The organism is Actinacidiphila yanglinensis (genome assembly GCF_900107965.1).
GTDB classification, from domain to species: domain Bacteria; phylum Actinomycetota; class Actinomycetes; order Streptomycetales; family Streptomycetaceae; genus Actinacidiphila; species Actinacidiphila yanglinensis.
This window is the reverse complement of record NZ_FNVU01000030.1, coordinates 29,292-45,854: the sequence shown is the minus strand read 5'-3', so window position 1 is coordinate 45,854 and position 16,563 is coordinate 29,292. Positions and strand designations below refer to the sequence as shown.

The following is a 16,563-nucleotide window of genomic DNA, read 5'->3' as shown; positions in this document are numbered from 1 at the left end:
CCGGGCGGACCCGCCGCGGGCGGGGCCGGCGACTAGCCGAGCGGCACGGTGCGTTCGCGGTCCCAGGGCCGCTCCCAGCCCGCGTAGTGCAGCAACTTGTCGATCAGGCCCGCGGTGAAGCCCCACACCAGGGCGTCGTGGACGAGGAAGGCGGGGCCGCGGAAACCGCTGGGGTGCACGAGCGTCGCACGGTTGGCCGGGTCCGTGAGATCCGTCACCGGCACGCGGAAGACCCGGGCGGTCTCGGCGGGATCCACCACGCGGACCGGGCTCGGCTCACGCCACCAGCCCACCACCGGGGTGACCACGAAGCTGCTCACCGGGATGTAGAGCCGCGGCAGGACGCCGAACAGCTGCACGCCCGCCGGGTCGAGGCCGGTCTCCTCCTCGGCCTCCCGCAGCGCCGCCCGCAACGGCCCCTCGCCCTCCGGGTCGCCGTCCTCGGGATCGAGGGCGCCGCCGGGGAAGGACGGCTGCCCGGCGTGCGAGCGCAGCGCGGCCGAGCGCTCGATGAGCAGCAGATCCGGCCCGAACTCGCCCTCGCCGAACAGCACGAGGACCGCCGACTGCCGTCCCCCGGCGTCAGGCGGCAGGAAGCGGCTGAGCTGCTCGGGCCGTACGGTGCCGACTGCCTCGACCACCGGCGCCAGCCACTGCGGCACGCCCCTGGCGCTGACCTCCACGCCCGATGCGCCCGCCCCCCGGGCCTGTGTCATGAGGCGCCCAGCGGGGGCGCGGGCTGCCCGGGGTAGTCCGGCGGGGGCTTCAGCCGCTGTCCGGGGTAGCCGCCCTTCTCGTACTTCAGCAGCTTCTTCGCCTTCTCCGGGTCCATCTCGCCCTCGCCGTACGACGGGCAGAGCGCGGCGATCGGGCAGACACCGCAGGCGGGCTTGCGGGCGTGGCACATCCGGCGGCCGTGGAAGACGACGCGGTGCGACAGCATCGTCCAGTCCGACTTGGGGAAGAGCGCGGCCACATCCCGCTCGACCTCCTCCGGGTCCTGCGAGGTGGTCCAGCCGAAGCGGCGCGAGAGCCGGCCGAAGTGGGTGTCGACGGTGATGCCGGGCACCCCGAACGCATTGCCCAGCACCACGTTGGCAGTCTTGCGGCCCACCCCGGGCAGCTTCACCAGGTCCTCCAGGCGGCCGGGCACCACGCCGCCGAAGTCGTCCCGCAGGGCGGCGGACAGGCCGAGCGCGGAGCGGGTCTTGGCACGGAAGAAACCGGTCGGGCGGAGGATCTCCTCCATCTCCGCCGGATCGGCCGCCGCCATGGCCTCGGGGGTGGGGTACTTCGCGAACAGGGCGGGCGTCGTCTGGTTCACCCGCAGGTCGGTGGTCTGCGCGGACAGCACGGTGGCGATCAGGAGCTGGAAGGGGTTCTCGAAGTCCAGCTCGGTGTGCGCGTAGGGGTAGACCTCGGCGAGTTCGCGGTTGATCCGGCGCGCCCTGCGGACCTTCGCGACCTGGGACTCCGCTTTGGGGGCCTTGCGGACCTTGCTCTCTGCCATGAGGGAAGGCTACGCCGAAGGTCCGACAAGGTGCGGCCGATCACACCGGCGCTCTCCCGGGCCGGCTCCGGTACCGTGTTCGCTTACAGCGGAACCCCCCGTGGCGGCCACCCATTTGGTCGCAGGGCCGCCCCGAATCACGCAAATCCGACCGCCAATCGGACCCCCGCGGCACGGCGGCGCGCACACATAAGACAAACTTGTGATTGATCGCACTGTTTCCCGTGTCATGCATCATGGGGGGCAGCCCGGCGGACACCCCGGCGAGGTCGACTGTCGACAAGGAGAGAGCTCGTGGACGACGTTCTGCGCCGTGCCCCGCTTTTCGCGGCGCTCGACGACGAGCAGGCCGCTGAACTGCGCGCCTCCATGACCGAGGTCACGCTGGCGCGTGGCGACGCGCTGTTCCACGAGGGTGACCCCGGGGACCGGCTATACGTCGTGACCGAGGGCAAGGTGAAGCTGCACCGCACCTCGCCCGACGGCCGGGAGAACATGCTGGCCGTGGTGGGCCCCGGCGAGCTGATCGGCGAGCTGTCGCTCTTCGACCCCGGCCCGCGCACCGCCACCGGCACCGCTCTCACCGAGGTCAAGCTGCTCGGCCTCGGCCACGGCGACCTCCAGCCCTGGCTCAACGTACGACCCGAGGTCTCCACCGCGCTGCTGCGCGCGGTCGCGCGGCGCCTGCGCCGCACCAACGACGTCATGTCCGACCTGGTCTTCTCCGACGTTCCCGGCCGCGTCGCCAAGGCGCTGCTGGACCTGTCCCGCCGCTTCGGGGTGCAGTCGGAGGAAGGCATCCACGTCGTCCACGACCTCACCCAGGAGGAGCTGGCGCAGCTCGTCGGCGCCTCCCGCGAGACCGTCAACAAGGCCCTGGCCGACTTCGCCGGGCGCGGCTGGCTGCGCCTGGAGGCCCGCGCGGTCATCCTCCTCGACGTCGAGCGGCTCGCGAAGCGCAGCAGGTAACCCCACAGGGGTCGTTCGCACCACGGGAAGACCCGGGCCGCCCTCAGGGGCCGGCGCGGGTCTTCTTTTTATCGCCGTCGGCCATCGTGCACCGTCGCCGTGCGCGAGCCGCAAGGGTCAGAAGGCGAGCTGGCCGATCTCGTCGAGGACGGCCGCGCAGGCCGGGCTCGCCGGGTCGATCAGCGGGAAGTGGCCGGTCGACGGCAGCCACGCGACCACGGGCCCCTCACCCGCCGCCTGAGCCGCACGGGCGAAAGCGGCGCTGACCTGCGGCGGGACGACGTTGTCAGAGGTGCCGTGCACGATGGTGGTGGCGATACCGGTGGGCAGCAGCGCGGCCGGATCGGCGTGGGGCAGGCGGTCGGTGGCGTGATCGGGACCGCCGAGCAGGTCGAGCACCGCGCCGGAGCAGACCCGCAGCCGGATCGCCGAGGTGAAGTCGGCGATCGGGGCGAGGGCCACGACGCCGCGGAGGGCGGGAGGTGTGGGGCGGTGCCAGGGAGAGTCGAGGGGCAGCAGGTGGCGGGCAGCGGCCCACAGCGCGAGGTGCCCGCCCGCACTGTGGCCGGTGAGCACCATGCGCCGCGGGTCGACCGTCTCCTCGCCGAGGGCCTCGCGGGCGAGGGCCGGCAGGGCGTCGATCGCCGACGCGATGTCGTCGAAGGTGTCGGGCCAGCGGCCCGCGGGCGGAAGCGCGGGCTCGCCGGCAGGCGTGAGCTCGGCCGCCCCGGTCGGCTGCCGCAGCGCCGGCTCCGCGCCACCTGCTTCGCCGCCCTCGCCACCGCGGCGGTACTCGACCGAGGCCACCGCGAGGCCGCTCGCCGCCAGGTGGGCGGCCAGCGGGGACACGTAGGTGCGGTCGTACGCCGCCCGCCAGGCGCCGCCGTGCAGCAGCGCGACGAGGGGTGCCGGGCGTGCGCCCTCGCCGCGGGCCGGCCGGTAGAAGTCGACCACCTGGTCGGGGTGGTCGCCGTAGGCCGCCATGACGTCGGGCGGCACGGGGTCGTGGCCGAACGCCGAGGCCTCCTCGGCCGCCGCCCGGTCAGCGGGCTGGGGCGAAGGCGGGCGGGGCACGACAGCGGTCATCGGTTACGGGGTCCCTTCGCGTTCGCCGCCGGCGGGCGCGTCAGCGCGTATGCCGGCGGGGGTGTCCGGGTGGGCGTCCGGACGGGTGTGGGGGCGTTCTTCGAGGATGTCCGCCAGCACCCGGGCGGCGCGCCAGGCGTCCGTGTAGCGGGTGTAGAGCGGGGTGAAGCCGAAGCGCAGCACATCGGGCCGCCGGTAGTCGCCCACGACGCCGCGTGCGGTCAGTTCGCGCATCATGCCGCCGGCGTCAGCGCAGCTGAGCGACACCTGGCTGCCGCGCTCCGCGTGCGGGACGGGCGTCACGGGCCGCAGGCGTTGTGCGGGTGCCGCCGCGGCCACGCACTCAAGGAAGAAGTCGGTCAGGCCGAGACTCTTGGCGCGCACGTCCGCGATGGCCACCCCGTCCCAGACGTCGAGTGCAGCGTCCAGGGCGAGCAGGGACAGGATCTCGGGGGTGCCCACGCGTCCGCGCGGCGCGCCCTCCGCGGCGACGTACTCATCGGCCATGGCGAAGGGGTCGGCGTGCGAGTTCCAGCCGGGCAGCGGGGAGTCGAAGCGCGGCTGGTGCTCGGCCCGCACGTAGAGGTAGGCCGGCGCGCCCGGGCCCCCGTTGAGGTACTTGTAGGTGCAGCCGACCGCGAGGTCGACGCCCGCGGCGTCCAGGGTGACCGGCAGGGCCCCGGCGCTGTGGCACAGGTCCCACACGGCCAGCGCGCCGGCGGCGTGCAGGGCGGCGGTGACCGCGGGCAGGTCGTACAGCCGCCCGGTGCGGTAGTCGACGTGGTTGACGAGGGCGACGGCGGTGCGGTCGCCGGCCGCCTCGGCGATCGCGTCGGCGGGGACGGCACGGACGGTGCGGCCGGTGAGCCGGGCCGCGGACGCCGCGATGTAGCCGTCGGTGGGGAAGGTGGCGGCGTCGACGAGGATCTCGTCGCGGTCCTCGGGCGCCATGCGGACGGCGGCGACCAGCGCCTTGAAGACGTTGACGCTGGTGGAGTCGCCGACCACGACCTGGCCGGGTGCGGCGCCGACCAGCGGCGCGATCCGGTCGCCGATCCGCTCCGGCGCCGTCCACCAGCCGCTCTCCTCCCAGGAGCGGATGCGCAGTTCACCCCACTCGCGCTGGACCACATCGGTGAGGCGGGGCAGTACCGCGGTGGGCAGGGCGCCCAGGGAGTTGCCGTCGAGATAGACGGTGTGGTCCGTGGCGAAGCGGTCCCTGACGTGGGCGAGCGGATCGGCGGAGTCCAGTTCGGCCGCCCGGTCGGCGAGGGCGTCGAGGGCGAGCACGGGGGGCACGTCAGACATGGCTGCGCGCCGTCCACAGCTCGGGGAAGACGTTCTTCGCGGCGCGTTTCTCCAGCCAGGCCACCCCCGCGGAGCCGCCGGTGCCGGCCTTGGCCCCCATGGCCCGCCGGGTCGCCACGAGGTGGTCGTTGCGCCAGCGCCACACCAGTTCGGCGACGTCGGTGAGCAGTTCGCCGAGCCGGATCAGGTCCGAGTCCTGGTCCTCGTCGGCGTAGACGGCCAGCCAGGCGGCCTCGACATCCGGGTGCGGTTCGTAGCGCAGCGCCGGGTCGCGGTCCAGGACGGCCGCCGGAATGGCGTGGCCGCGGCGGGCCAGCAGCCGCAGCACCTCGTCGTACAGGCTCGGCTCGGTGAGGGCCTTCTCCAGTTCGGCGTGCGCGCTGGGGGTGCCGCGGTGCGGGACGATCATCGACGCGGACTTCTCCCCGAGCAGGAACTCCAGCCGCCGGTACATCGCGGACTGGAAGCCCGAGCCCTCGCCGAGGGCGGAGCGGTAGCCGTTGAACTGGGCGGGGGTGAGGTGGGCGATCGGTTTCCAGGACGCGTTGAGCGACTCCAGCTCCGGCAGGCTGCGGCGCAGCGCGGCCGTCGCGGTCGGCAGGTCGTCCTGGCGAAGTGCCGCCGCCGCGGTACTCCATTCGTGCACCAGGAGGGTGAACCACAGCTCCATCACCTGGGTGGTGACCAGGAAGGCCATCTCCCCCGGCTCGTTGGAGAGCGGGTGCTGAAGGTGGGTGAGGACGGACGCCTGGACGTAGTCCTCGTAGGGCGTGCTGCCTTCGAACGAGAGGTTCGGGGTCGCCGCCTCGTCGGTCGGTGCATCGGACATGGTTCTACCTCCGTCGTGTCCCGGGGTCACCGGGCCTGTGCCGAGATCATCTGCGGTGCGGGCGGATCCGGCAAGGGCCGACGGCGGCAGGCGGAGGCGTGGCGCGGCCACGAGCGGGGCGCGGCGCGAAGGGAGCGGGAGGATGGCGCGGTCCCGGGCCGGGCCCGAGATGGCGGACCGGTCAGGCGACCGGCGGTCCCTGGATGTAGTGGCCGTTGCTGTCGTACGGCCAGGCGTTGGCCTTGCAGCCGTGCAGGCCCTTGATCTGCTGCATCATGACGGGGGCGAGCTTGCCGGTGCCGGGGCAGCCCTCATGGCCGTGGCCGATGCGGTGGCCGACCTCGTGGTTGATGATCAGGGCGCGGTAGTCGTGGATCGGGCCGTCGAACTCGGGCGAGCCGAGGATCCAGCGCTTGAGGTTGACCACGACGGTCGCGCCGACGTCGCAGTTGACCTCGCCGCGCGTGAGCAGGCCGGCCGCGCCGCAGATGTTGTCGACGGTGTCGGGCGTGGCGATCTTGATCACGAAGTCGGCCGATCCGGACGAGACGAGCTGAAAGCCGTCACGGCCGTCGTTCTCCCAGCCGCGCGGGTCGGCGAGTATGCCGGCTATCTCGCGGGCGGCGTCGCCCGCGGAGAGCTGTATGCCGCCTTCGACCTCGACCTTGTAGCGGCGGATGTCGCCGTGCCCGGACGCCTCGCCGGAGGCGTGTGCGGTGGTGAAGACGCCGGTGCCGGACTTCGGCACGCTCGACGGCTTCGGCGACGGGGAGTGGCTCGGGGCGGTGCTGGTAGGCGTGGCCGAGGGGGAGGGCGAGGACGGCGTGGGCGTGCCGGTGCCTATGCGGCTGTCGGCGTGCGCCGACGGGCTGCCTCCGGCCGTCGCCGTCTGCGACAGCGGCGCGTCGATCGCCGCGGCGGAGCCGTCACCGCGGGACTTGTGCCAGGCCGCGTAGCCCCCGCCGCAGCCGAGGACGACGACGCAGAGCACGACGAGCGGACCGGCGAACGCAGCGCGGCGCTTGGCCGCCCGACGGCTGTGCTTGTGGCGGCCATGGCGGCCCTTTGCTGCCAAGGCTCCCCCTGAAGGCGTCGGCAGCCGGAACCGCGGCCCCGGACCCCCCGTGGCGCTTCCGAACTGCGTGTCGGCGTGATGCGTACGCACGCAATTGGTGCCGTACGTGCTGATGCCGCCCTGCGAGGAGGACGGCATGCACACGATCGCACAGGGATACGTGAATATGCCAACAGACGGCCGACTGTTGCCGAACCGCGACATTTGGGCAGGTCAGCGGGGCCAGCGGGACGCCGGGGGCAGTTGGGGGAGAAGAGGGCGGATCCGGGCGGCGCCCCGGGCACCGAAGGCCCGGAACGGCGCCGCCCGGCACCGACGAAACGGGGTCAGCCCAGTGTGTCGGCGGCGGTCGGCGAGCTGTCCCGCAGGAAGGCGCTGCAGCGCTCGTACTCGTCCTGCTCGCCGATCGCCTGGGCGGCCCGGGCGAGCGCGTGCAGTGCCCGCAGGAAGCCGCGGTTCGGCTCGTGCTCGAACGGCACCGGGCCGTGGCCACGCCACCCGGCCTTGCGCAGGGCGTCCAGACCGCGGTGGTAGCCAGTACGGGCGTAGGCGTACGACTCCACCACGCGGCCGCCCTCGAACGCCTCGTCGGCGAGCTGCGCCCAGGCGAGCGAGGAGGTGGGGTACTTCGCCGCCACCTCGGCGGGCGCGGCACCGGAGGCGAGCAGTTCGCGCGGCTCCGGGTCGTCGGGCAGGTGGGTGGGGGCGGGACCCCCGAGCAGGTTCTCGTGATTGGCCATGGGTTCCAGTCTGCCCGAGCGGACAGGCGGAAGGCCCCCGGCAGTTGCCGGAGGCCCGATTCCGTACGCCTGGTGACGCCTGATGACGTCCGCGCGCCCGTAGATGCGACACGGCCGCCCGCACGCGGACCGTGTCTGCCGGAGCGCTGTCAGCCGGAGCGCTACTTGCGGCGGTTGCCCGCCGAGCGCAGGTCCTTCGCGGCGACGACGACGCGCTCGGCCATCCCGGCCTCGGCGGCCTTGCCCCACACCCGCGGGTCGTACGCCTTCTTGCTGCCGACCTCGCCGTCGACCTTCAGCACACCGTCGTAGTTGCTCAACATGTGGCCGGCGACGGGGCGGGTGAACGCGTACTGGAGGTCGGTGTCGATGTTCATCTTGACCACGCCGTTCTCCAGCGCCTCGTTGATCTCGTCGGTCGTGGAGCCGGAGCCGCCGTGGAAGACGAAGTCGAACGCGTTGGCCTTGCCGTACTTCTGGGCCACGGCGTCCTGCAGTTCCCGCAGGATGCTCGGGCGCAGCACCACGTTGCCCGGCTTGTACACGCCGTGCACGTTGCCGAAGGAGGCGGCCAGCAGGTAGCGGCCGTGCTCGCCGAGCCCGACGGCCTCCACGGTGCGGAAGGCGTCGTCGACGGTGGTGTACAGCGAGTCGTTGATCTCGTGGGAGACGCCGTCCTCCTCACCGCCGGTCGGGGTGATCTCCATCTCCAGGATGATCTTCGCCTTGGCGGCCTCGGCCAGCAGTTCCTTGGCGATGGCGAGGTTGTCGTCGAGGGTCTCGGCGGAGCCGTCCCACATGTGGGACTGGAAGAGCGGGTTGCGGCCGGCCGCCACGCGCTCCTGGGAGATCTTCAGCAGCGGGCGGACGTACCCGTCGAGCTTGTCCTTCGGGCAGTGGTCGGTGTGCAGCGCGACCGTGACCGGGTACTTCTCGGCGACGATGTGCGCGAACTCGGCGAGGGCGACCGCACCGGTCACCATGTCCTTCTTGTACTGGCCGCCGAGGAACTCCGCGCCACCCGTGGAGATCTGGATGATGCCGTCGCTCTCCGCCTCGGCGAGGCCGCGCAGGGCGGCGTGCAGGGTCTGCGACGACGTGACGTTGATGGCCGGGTAGGCGAAACTGCCGGCCTTCGCCCGGTCGAGCATCTCGCCGTAGACCTCGGGGGTTGCGATGGGCATCGTTTCCGCTCCTCATGACTGTGCGGGTGGTACTGCTGGCGTGCGTGGCGACGTCATCGTCGCCCTTATCTTCCCAGACTCGATCGGAGACACCACCTCCGCCCGAACGGAGCTCGTGCCGCAGGCCCGGCAGGCGGACGACGCGCGGGGGCGGGATGTGCAACGGCTCCCGTAATGTTTCACGTGAAACATCCCGGGAGCCGCGACGTTGCAGGTCAGAGCCGGTCTCTCAGGACAGGTCGAGGTCCACGAGCGAGTAGGCCGCCAGGTACGGCAGGCCCATCTCGGCCACCTTCGCGGCGGCGCCCCGGTCGACGATCACCGCGACCGCGACGACCTCGCCGCCCGCCTCGCGCACCGCCTCGACCGCGGTCAGCGGCGAACCGCCGGTAGTGGAGGTGTCCTCCACCACCAGCACGCGGCGCCCCTTGACGTCGGTGCCCTCGATCCGGCGCTGGAGGCCGTGGGTCTTGGTGGCCTTGCGGACCACGAAGGCGTCCAGCCGGCGGCCACGCGCTGCGGCCGCGTGCAGCATCGACGTCGCCACCGGGTCGGCTCCCAGGGTCAAGCCGCCCACCGCGTCGAACTCCAGGTCGGCGGTCAGGTCGAGCATCACCTGGCCGGCCAGCGGCGCGGCTTCGCCGTCCAGCGTAATCCGGCGCAGGTCGATGTAGAAGTCGGCTTCGAGGCCCGAGGAGAGGGTCACTTTGCCGTGCACAACGGCCTTGTCCTTGATGTGCCGCAGGAGGGCGGTGCGTACGTCGCTCATACGGATGAGATTAGCCGAGCGTCGGGCACGGGTATGTTCCGGACAGAAGGGCGGAAGAAGGTCCCGGTGCCGGGGCGAACCGCCGGTCCCGTCGCCGGGCCGGCAGCTCGACCGGACTTGTCCCTGGTTCCCTCAGCCGACCTTGTCCCAGCTCCACGTCGTGCTGATCTCCAGCGGGTCGATCGGGGTGACCAGGCGGGGCTGCGTGTTCAAGCCGTTGGGCGGGCCCGACTGCGGCTCCACGCAGACCGCCTCGGGCTGCTCGGTGTAGACCACGACCCACTCGGCCGCACTGGTGACCCGCACCGTCATCTCGCCCGGCCAGTTCAGCGTGACGTCCACTCCGTCCGGCATGCCGAAGCAGTCGTCCCACGGTCCGGGCTTGGGGTCGATGCGGTTGCCGTTGGGCAGGTGGTTGTCGCCGCGCTCCTCCTGCCACTCGGCGCTGAACGCCAGCTCGACGTCCTGGCCGCCCTGGCCGAGATTGCGCAGCCACCAGGGGTGCCAGCCGGCCTGCGCCGGGAAGGAGTCGCCGCGTGCCTCCACGCTCAGCGACAGCTTCACGGAGTGCGGGGCGAGTTCGACGGTGTGGGTGACCCGGCCGGGGTAGGGCCACGGGTCGGCGAGGTCGTAGTAGAAGGCCGCGGTGGTCTCGGTCGCCGGGGCGGCCTCGTGCCAGGCCGAGTGCCGTCCGGTGCCGTGGATCGCGTGCGGCGGCGCGTCGACGGGGAGCCGATGGGTCACCCCGCCGTTGCGGAACACACCGTTCTCGGTGCGCCCGCACCACGGCACCATCAGAAAGGCGCCGAATTTCTCGCCCTGCCGGAGGAGTTCGGTCCCGCCGACCTTCAGCGAGGCGATCCGGCAACCGTGCTCGGGCTGCAAGGTCAGTTCGGCGTCGCCCGCCGTCAGTTTCGTTTCAGTCTCCACGGAAGTGAGCGTAGCGGCCGTGGTGCCGCAGGCTCGCGCATGCTCGCCCCGTGCCGCCGACCGCCACCGACGGTCACCACGGCCTCACTTGCGGCGGCGCAGCACCCTGCCCACCACCACCGCCGACGCCAGCAGTGCGGCCGCCGCCGGGGCCGCCCAGCGCAGGGTCGCCGCGGAACTGGCGTCCGGGGCGGGCACCGGTGCGTACCGGCCGCGCGGCGGCGCATGGTCGACCTCCTCGGCGCTGCGCCCGATCATCGTTCGCCGGGCGTGCGCGGCTTCGGCGGGCGGGACGAGGTCGTCCAGCGCGGCGGCGCTCTCGGGGACCTCCACCTCGACCTCGACGAGTTCGAACTCCTCGAGGTCGGGGGCGGGGTCGCCGAGGTCGTCCACGACGTCGGGTTCCTCGGAGTCCTCCGCCTCGGAGTCGGGTTCCTGGGAGTCCGGTTCCTCGGAGGCGGGGCCCTGGACCTTGGGCTTCTCGTGGTCCGGGTGCTCCGGGTGATCCACGCCAGGCTCGTCCGCCGGGCGGGGCTCCTCGGAGGTGTCCGTCGCGGACGGTTCGGCGGCGGACGCCTGCTCGGCGATGCCCGCGGAGAAACGGTCCAGCAGACGCCGGACAGCGGCATCCGCCACCGCGGGGTCGTACGACGTGAGGCGTCCGGTCGCCGTCGCCGTGCCCTGGTACTCCAGCGTCGTGCCCGGCTGGGGCAGGTCGGTGTCCGCCAGCGTGATCCGCGCGGTCACCTCGACCACGCCGTCGCCGCGCACCTCCGTGCCCCGGGCCTCCACCGTGAACGGCGAGGAGTCACCCTCCACGGTGACGAAGCCCCGGTACGTGATGGTCGAGCCCGCGATCCGCAGTCGCAGCCTTCCCCGCACCACGTGGTCGCCCGCCGCCGCGTCCGGATCCGGCTGCCACCCGGGCAGCGCGGACGCCACGGCGCCCGGCGTACGGAACGTTTCCGCCACCCGGGCGGACGGGATCGGGACGAAAGACTCGTGCTCCATGCGGCGGAGCCTACCCACGCGGACCGGGGATGACGGCTCCCCGTGCCGTTTTCCCTCGCCCGCCCGCCCCTCCCCCGCCTCGCTCTACGCCGCCCGGCTGCTTTCCCACGCCGACGGTCCCCCGCGAGCGCGCTTCGCGATCTTGAGAGAGCAGGCTGCACTATCGTCGTTTCTGCCCGAATTTCCCGGGAAGTGCGGAGCGGAACATGCCTCGGCCCCAGCACGGCACCGCCGCCGTGAGCCTCGTCCTCATCGCCTCCGCGTTCGCCCCGTTGACCGCCGGGTGCGACACGTCCTCCCGGCACCCCGCGCCCCCCGCCACCACGGCGCCCCGCAGCGAGGCGGAGCTTCGTCAGCAGGCGGAGGGTGCGCTGACGCGCTCGTCCGAGGTGCGGCTGCATTGGACGGGGCCGGTGAACGGTCCGACCGTCCTCCCTCGGACAACAGTCGGTCTTCCCGATGGCACGTCGTACGTGGTGGAGGCGGCCTGTGCCGGAAATGGATCGTTGGGACTCTCCCGCGTCACTAAAATTCCACACAGCGGCAGTCCTACGGTGAGCTGCGATGGCGGCACATTGCGGTACGCATTCACCGGGGGCGATCTTATTTCGTTCAGCTTCCAGACGTATAAGCCCGCCTCGGCCGTCCTTGCTTGGCAAGTCATCTCAAACCAGGGATAGACTTCTTCACTGGCCCATGATTTGGAAGTAGACCCCGTCATCTCCAAGCTTGGCCGCCACGGCCGGGTCCTCCAACCAGGCGGCATACGCGCCTTGCTGCCTTGGCGTCATCTTGGCCACGTCCACCTGACCATGGTTGCTCTTGATCGCCGCAACAAAGTCGTCCTCCGGTCCAGCGATGTAGCGTGGTCCGTCAGCGGGCACATGTGGCGCATAGGGATTTCCGGAATAGAAGGGAGGATTATCTGCACCACCAGGCGCCACGAAGGTAACCTTTTTGATCGTCGAAAAATGCGTGGCAATCAGCGCGCCAGCCCTGATAGCGAAGGCAGACTTCCAAGTGGACTTCAGGCGAGTGTTCTTAAGGCCTTTGATTCCCTCGATCAAGTCCGACGGGGCCTTCTCTGGCGGAACTTGAACCTGCTCTCCGACCCATGCTTCCAGCAGGCTATGTGCGTAACCTTGCCCTTGCTCCTTCGCGATCTCCGCTGCTCCCTCCTCTCCACCAGCCGCCACTCCCACCGCGGTGAGCACGAGATCCTTTCGAACCTTGGTCATGTCATCAGCCCACGCTTGGGCCTCATTCCCCAAGTGCAGTTCAGTCTGGGTGAATGCGTCACTGTAGAAGTTGTCGCTCAGCCCCATCTTGAAACTGATGAAGTCAACCGACGCGTCAGAGCTTCGGCCGATAGACGACGTGAGCGCAGCGAGCTTGTTGCCGTAGGTCTCGAACAACGCACTCATACTCGCCGCCGCGTGCGGCTCGCGGATCGCCTCCTCCATGAACGCCTTCCAGACGGAGGGGTGGAGTTCGAGACCGTCGCGGGTGGGGTTCTGGGAGCGGGTGAAGGCCGTGGGGTTCCAGGTGGGGGCGGGCCAGAAGGCGTCCTGGGCGGGGGAGGTGAGGGCGTACTGGAGGTCGTCCCAGTGCTGGGCCATCACCTCGGAGAAGAGGAGGGAGATCGCGGGGTACGGGTGGGTGCTCTGGAGAGCGGGGTCGCGGGTGTGGGCGAGGTTGGTGGTGAGGAGCCACGCGGTGTTGCGGTCGGAGAGGGCGGGGTCGGTCGCGCGGAGGGTGATCGTGGCGGCCTTGAGAGCGCGAGCGAAGGCGCCGACGCGGTCGGGGGTGGTGTTGCCGCCGCCCGGGTAGAGGGCGTTGGACGTGATGTCGGGCCGTAGGGAGACGAACCGGCCCGCGGCCAAGGGGCACTTGGCGAGGGCGTCGAAGAGCTGGACGTAGTGGTCGGCCTGCCAGGGGTCGGCCGTGGGGGAACCTGACATGCGCGGGGTGACGCTGCGGGCCGGGTCGGTGGTGAAGACGCGGTCGGCGAGGGCGACGAGGAAGTCCGTGTCGTAGGTGCCGCTGTCGACCAGCGGAAGGAGCAGGTCGGGGCGGAACCCTTGTCCGGGGTCGTCGAAGCCGTCGAACCAGGAGGCCCAGAAGGAGCGTTGGGCCGGGAGCGGGCGGGTGTCCGCGGCAACCCGGGTGAAGCCGCCGAAGCTGCGGGCCAGGACGTCGCGGTCGTAGGCGAGTTGGTCGGGGTGGTCGGCGTAGCGGCGGTCGTAGGGGTTGCCGGACATGGAGTTGGAGAGCTGGGAGAGCCGGCGGGGGCCGAGCGCGGCGAAGAAGCCGTGCAGGAGGTCCCCGTCGTTGCCGCCCGCGGCGAGCGCGGCGAAGAGGTCCTCGGGGACGGCGCCGTCGTGATCGGCCATCTGCCGGGCGAAGCGGGTGGCAAGCGCGCGGCCCTGCGCGGCGGCCCGGGCGGCAGCGCCCGGGGTGACCGCGCTGTCGGGCACGGAGATCAGGGTGCGGCCCGAGCCGTGTTCGCCGATGGCCGCCGCGAGGTGCTGGCGCCGGCGGAGCAGGGGCACCTGGTCACCGGCCCAGTGGGAGATGGCGAGCAGCCGGTCCAGCGGCCCGGTGTCGAGGGAGTAGCGGGTGAAGCGGGTGCGGAAGCGGGCGGCGCTGTCGTACAGCCGCTTCCGGTCGCTCTCCAGGGAGTTGATGGTTCCGGGCAACTTGTCCGGGTCGATTCCGGAGAAGGTCGCGGTGTGTCGGGGGTGTCCCACGTGTCGTCCCACGGTGGTTCCGGACGCGGTACGGCCGGCCGGCGGGCACCGCGCGTGTACGGGATTGCGGACGCAGGTCTCCGTCGAGGAGCCGCCTCCGCAGGGATACGGGTCAGGACTGGAGCAGATCGATCCGGAGGCTCTTCGCCTCGCCGAGGGTGACCTGCTCCGGGCAGGTGCGGATCTCCGCGTCCACCAGCGGGACCAGCCTGCCGAGTTGGGCGAGTATGTCGGTACGGCGACCCTCGGCCTCGGCGTGCCAGGCGTCGGCGGCCGGGCCGACCCACGTCTCGCCCTGGCCCACGTCGGCGCAGGGACCCTTGAGCAGGGCGCGCAGTTCGTGCATCTCCTTGAGGAGGTCGCCCCTCAAGGTCACCAGTTGCTGCCGCCACGGGTTGTCCACCATGGGCCCGTGGCCGCCGTTGTCCGCCGACACTCGCCAACTCCCCCGTACGCGTCCATGCCCGTCCGGGTACGGGCCCGCCCGGATCGGCGCGCACCCGTCCCGGCACTCTTCAACTGCCCGGGAGGACAGGGGAATTCTGGCACAACTCGGACACCCGATCCCTCGTCTCACCACCTGGGCGCCCCCGCGCGTCGCCGCCCCCACTCCTCACCGACCCTCGCCACTCACCGACCCCCGCTACTCGGTGATCCGCGGGCGCAGCAGCGTGGAAGGGAGCAGCGCATGCGCAGGACGGGAGTGGAGGGCCCTGCGGCCGGCGGTACGCAGCATCGCCGCGGTGACGACCTGCCCGGGGGGCGAGTCGGGCGGAAGAGCGAGCCGGGGCCGGGCCGAACCGGGCGCGGCCAGCAGGAGGTTCCAGTCGGCGGCGGCGCCACACGCGCGGACGGCGGTCATCGCATACGGGGTGGCGCGCAGCGGAACGGTGCCGAGCGTGGCGTCGGTTGTCCACAGGCTGTGGGTGGACGAACCGGCGTGGACGGCGAGCCGCCCGCCGTCCGCCAGCGCCCGCGCGGCGAGTCCGTAGAACTCCTGGGAGTAGAGCTTGGCGCTGTCGGAGGCGGCGGGTTCGGGCAGATCGGCGAGGATCACGTCGTACCTCCGGCCGGCGGGGCTGCGGCCCGCCGCCTCCCTCAACCAATCGAACGCGTCTCCCGCCACCACCCGCACCCGCCGGTCGTCGAAGGCGTGCGCGTTGAGCGCGGTGAGCCCGGGGTCGGTGCGGCCCAGCCGGGCGAGTTCGGCGTCTCCCGGCACGACGGTCACTGTGTCGACGCCCGGCCGGCGCAGGACCTCGCGCAGGGCGAGGCCGTCACCGCCGCCGAGGAGGAGCACCCGGGCATGCGGTCCGCTCAACGCCGGTTCCACCAGGGCCTGGTGGTAGAGGGCCGCGTCGGCGCCGCACACCGTGAGGTCCCCGCCGACGTAGAGGCGCAGCGAGGTGGCGCCGCTCGCGCCGGTCCCTCCGGTGAGCACGATCTCCTCGGCCCCGCTCTGCTCGGCGACCCGTACCCGGCCGCCGTAGACGGCGTGGCGGGCGGCGCGTTCGAACGGGCCCGCGCCGAGGGCGGCGCAGGCGAGCAGCGCGAGCACGCCGACGTTCGCGGTGAGCAGCCAGCCGCGGGCGCGCGGGGACATGTCGCCGCGGAACAGCCACAGCACGGTGGCGCCGCCCGCGACCGCGTTGACCCCGCCGGTGGCGAGCGCACCGGTCAACTGCCCCAGGAACGGCAGCAGGAGGAAGGAGAAGGCGAGGCCGCCGACGAGCGCGCCCACGTAGTCCGCGGCGAACAGGTCGGCCACGGCGCCGCCCGCGTCCTGCCGGCGGATGCGCTGCACGAGCGTCATCAGCAGCGGTACCTCCGCGCCGATGAGCACGCCGATCGCGAAGGCGCAGCCGACCATCGCGAACCGGGCCTGGCCGTACCAGGCGAAGACCGCGTAGAGCGCCATCACCGACAGCCCGCCGACCAGCGCGAGCGCGGACTCGACGGCGACGAAGGCGGCGGCGGGGCGGTTGCGCAACCGCTTCGCCAGCAGGGAGCCGCACCCCATCGCGAAGACCATCACGGACAGCACGACCGACGCCTGCGTGACCGAGTCGCCCACCAAGTACGAGGCGAGGGCGACGAGTTCGAGTTCGTAGACCAGGCCGCAGGCGGCGCAGACGAAGACGGCGGTGAGGACCAGCACGCGGGCCGCCCGAGCGGGGACGGGCAGTGCTAACGAGAACTGGCGGGGGACGTGCGGGCGGCCGCGCTGGTCAAGCATGAATGCACGCTATGTCAGGCTTGGTCCGCAACCGGTCACCCACAAGGGTGTAATCGGTGCGGCCCGGCCGGCGGACGGCGGCGGTCGACGGCGCCCGGAAGCACGCGGGAGTACGCCACGGCCCCGGGCCCGGACGGCGCGCGCCCCGCGAACGGCGGGGCCCGCC

Annotated in this window: 15 protein-coding genes; 1 reads left to right on the top strand and 14 read right to left on the bottom strand. The window is 72.1% G+C overall.

Annotated elements, in window-relative coordinates; all coding sequences use genetic code 11:
• Positions 1-32: 32 nt before the first annotated feature.
• Both C4U44_RS38600 and nth read right to left on the bottom strand, forming a co-directional pair.
• Positions 33-716 carry an NUDIX hydrolase gene (locus tag C4U44_RS38600; protein WP_103890797.1) on the bottom strand — a complete coding sequence of 228 codons (684 nt, stop codon included), beginning with the start codon at positions 714-716 and terminating at the stop codon, positions 33-35.
• The gene (gene nth / locus C4U44_RS38595; protein WP_103890796.1) at positions 713-1,510 is read right to left on the bottom strand and encodes an endonuclease III; all 798 of its coding nucleotides are present in this window, start codon (positions 1,508-1,510) and stop codon (positions 713-715) included. Before nth ends, C4U44_RS38600 begins: the two co-directional genes overlap by 4 nt.
• Before the next feature lie 294 nt (positions 1,511-1,804).
• On the opposite strand from nth, the gene C4U44_RS38590 reads away from it, so the two are divergent.
• Positions 1,805-2,479: a Crp/Fnr family transcriptional regulator gene (locus C4U44_RS38590; protein WP_103890795.1), complete on the top strand. Its 675-nt coding sequence runs from the start codon at positions 1,805-1,807 to the stop codon at positions 2,477-2,479.
• Positions 2,480-2,596: 117 nt separating this feature from the next.
• On the opposite strand, the gene C4U44_RS38585 is transcribed toward C4U44_RS38590, so the two are convergent.
• From C4U44_RS38585 to C4U44_RS38530, 12 genes are all read right to left on the bottom strand, one after another.
• Positions 2,597-3,565, bottom strand: coding sequence for an alpha/beta hydrolase (locus tag C4U44_RS38585; RefSeq protein ID WP_103890794.1), 969 nt, complete (start codon positions 3,563-3,565; stop codon positions 2,597-2,599).
• A gap of 3 nt (positions 3,566-3,568) precedes the next feature.
• Entirely contained in the window at positions 3,569-4,873 is a 1,305-nt protein-coding gene (gene kynU / locus C4U44_RS38580) for a kynureninase (protein WP_103890793.1), read from the bottom strand.
• The gene (locus C4U44_RS38575) at positions 4,866-5,702 is read right to left on the bottom strand and encodes a tryptophan 2,3-dioxygenase family protein (RefSeq protein WP_103890792.1); all 837 of its coding nucleotides are present in this window, start codon (positions 5,700-5,702) and stop codon (positions 4,866-4,868) included. The genes kynU and C4U44_RS38575 overlap by 8 nt, the downstream gene beginning before the upstream one ends.
• A gap of 181 nt (positions 5,703-5,883) precedes the next feature.
• Positions 5,884-6,777: a DUF3152 domain-containing protein gene (locus C4U44_RS38570; RefSeq protein ID WP_235032661.1), complete on the bottom strand. Its 894-nt coding sequence runs from the start codon at positions 6,775-6,777 to the stop codon at positions 5,884-5,886.
• Between the two features lie 326 nt (positions 6,778-7,103).
• Entirely contained in the window at positions 7,104-7,517 is a 414-nt protein-coding gene (locus C4U44_RS38565; protein WP_103890790.1) for a DUF3151 domain-containing protein, read from the bottom strand.
• A gap of 161 nt (positions 7,518-7,678) precedes the next feature.
• On the bottom strand, positions 7,679-8,701 hold the full coding sequence (gene fbaA, locus C4U44_RS38560; RefSeq protein ID WP_103890789.1) for a class II fructose-bisphosphate aldolase: 1,023 nt from the start codon (positions 8,699-8,701) through the stop codon (positions 7,679-7,681).
• 229 nt (positions 8,702-8,930) lie between these two features.
• Positions 8,931-9,470, bottom strand: a complete 540-nt coding sequence (pyrE, locus tag C4U44_RS38555; RefSeq protein ID WP_103890788.1) for an orotate phosphoribosyltransferase — start codon at positions 9,468-9,470, stop codon at positions 8,931-8,933.
• A gap of 132 nt (positions 9,471-9,602) precedes the next feature.
• Complete coding sequence (locus C4U44_RS38550) at positions 9,603-10,400, bottom strand: aldose epimerase family protein (protein ID WP_103890787.1); 798 nt, start codon at positions 10,398-10,400, stop codon at positions 9,603-9,605.
• An 84-nt stretch (positions 10,401-10,484) separates the two neighbouring features.
• On the bottom strand, positions 10,485-11,411 hold the full coding sequence (locus C4U44_RS38545; protein WP_103890786.1) for a CoxG family protein: 927 nt from the start codon (positions 11,409-11,411) through the stop codon (positions 10,485-10,487).
• A gap of 686 nt (positions 11,412-12,097) precedes the next feature.
• Positions 12,098-14,161: a hypothetical protein gene (locus C4U44_RS38540; protein WP_103890785.1), complete on the bottom strand. Its 2,064-nt coding sequence runs from the start codon at positions 14,159-14,161 to the stop codon at positions 12,098-12,100.
• A gap of 112 nt (positions 14,162-14,273) precedes the next feature.
• On the bottom strand, positions 14,274-14,597 hold the full coding sequence (locus tag C4U44_RS38535; RefSeq protein WP_103890784.1) for a hypothetical protein: 324 nt from the start codon (positions 14,595-14,597) through the stop codon (positions 14,274-14,276).
• A 207-nt stretch (positions 14,598-14,804) separates the two neighbouring features.
• The gene (locus C4U44_RS38530; RefSeq protein ID WP_103890783.1) at positions 14,805-16,397 is read right to left on the bottom strand and encodes a polyamine aminopropyltransferase; all 1,593 of its coding nucleotides are present in this window, start codon (positions 16,395-16,397) and stop codon (positions 14,805-14,807) included.
• Positions 16,398-16,563 lie beyond the last annotated feature (166 nt).

Coding starts and splice junctions, on each gene's coding strand:
- pyrE (WP_103890788.1), bottom strand. CDS start 9,470: ATGAGCGACGTACGCACCGCCCTCCTGCGGCACATCAAGGACAAGGCC.
- C4U44_RS38585 (WP_103890794.1), bottom strand. CDS start 3,565: ATGACCGCTGTCGTGCCCCGCCCGCCTTCGCCCCAGCCCGCTGACCGG.
- C4U44_RS38565 (WP_103890790.1), bottom strand. CDS start 7,517: ATGGCCAATCACGAGAACCTGCTCGGGGGTCCCGCCCCCACCCACCTG.
- C4U44_RS38530 (WP_103890783.1), bottom strand. CDS start 16,397: ATGCTTGACCAGCGCGGCCGCCCGCACGTCCCCCGCCAGTTCTCGTTA.
- C4U44_RS38545 (WP_103890786.1), bottom strand. CDS start 11,411: ATGGAGCACGAGTCTTTCGTCCCGATCCCGTCCGCCCGGGTGGCGGAA.
- kynU (WP_103890793.1), bottom strand. CDS start 4,873: ATGTCTGACGTGCCCCCCGTGCTCGCCCTCGACGCCCTCGCCGACCGG.
- C4U44_RS38600 (WP_103890797.1), bottom strand. CDS start 716: ATGACACAGGCCCGGGGGGCGGGCGCATCGGGCGTGGAGGTCAGCGCC.
- C4U44_RS38575 (WP_103890792.1), bottom strand. CDS start 5,702: ATGTCCGATGCACCGACCGACGAGGCGGCGACCCCGAACCTCTCGTTC.
- fbaA (WP_103890789.1), bottom strand. CDS start 8,701: ATGCCCATCGCAACCCCCGAGGTCTACGGCGAGATGCTCGACCGGGCG.
- nth (WP_103890796.1), bottom strand. CDS start 1,510: ATGGCAGAGAGCAAGGTCCGCAAGGCCCCCAAAGCGGAGTCCCAGGTC.